Here is a 765-nt window from a genome sequence, read left to right as displayed (position 1 = left end):
TGGATGGAAACCGCCAAGCTCGCAGTGCTAAATCGCGGCATGGGCGAGACTTTGCATGACCTCACGCCCGAGCACTGGCAGCTCGTCATCGCGAACGTTGAGGCAGTCCTGATTCTGGTTATATGAACCAGTCCCTGAACGAGCCGATCGCTACCTCTGGTTGCGCAGAGATTGGCTCGGCAGAACGCAATTCCAGAGAAGATCGCGCGTTAGAAAACTTTGCGACAGTCCCGAAGCGACCCGCACAATCAGGCTGCGACAGCACAAGGTGCCGATCCGCTCGATACGCCCCCTCGACGATCATGGCCGCTTGATCACGCGCACAACCCGGTGCGTGTCAGGGTCAAGGATAACGGCCTTGCCGTCAGATGAGATGACGTATGCGTAGGAGGTCGCGGGTCTCAGCCCCGGTACAGAGACGTTCTGGAATACGCCGATCCGCATCCAGTTCGGGGCTTCGCTGCCGACGCCGACGCGCAGACGTCCATTCGCCGCTGAGTAACGTGGCCCGGATTCGAAGAGGCTCTGAACGGGCGCCGTCGAATGCCCACTCAAAATGATGCTGCCCGCCACGCTCGGCTTGACCGGCACCAGAAGAGGCTGCGCTATCGCAAGGGAGCTGGTGATCGTGCAGACCAGCATGCCGGCCGCTGTTATCAGTACCCTGTTTCTAGGCAATGCTTGGGTGAGCATCACTGGCCCCATCGTTGTCACGCGCTGTCCTGGGGGAAGGGGCGCTTCACCCGAAACTTTACAAAACGCAAA

1 protein-coding gene is annotated in these 765 nt (G+C 59.7%); it reads right to left on the bottom strand.

Annotation, left to right across the window (positions count from 1 at the left end; translation table 11 throughout):
• Positions 1-300: 300 nt before the first annotated feature.
• Positions 301-765: hypothetical protein (locus E1J50_RS27045; RefSeq protein ID WP_207919300.1), on the bottom strand; the 465-nt coding region annotated here is incomplete at its 5' end.

Source organism: Methylobacterium segetis (assembly GCF_004348265.1).
Classification (GTDB): domain Bacteria; phylum Pseudomonadota; class Alphaproteobacteria; order Rhizobiales; family Beijerinckiaceae; genus Methylobacterium; species Methylobacterium segetis.
Note: the sequence above shows the minus strand (reverse complement) of the source record. Positions and strands in the feature narration are given on the sequence as shown.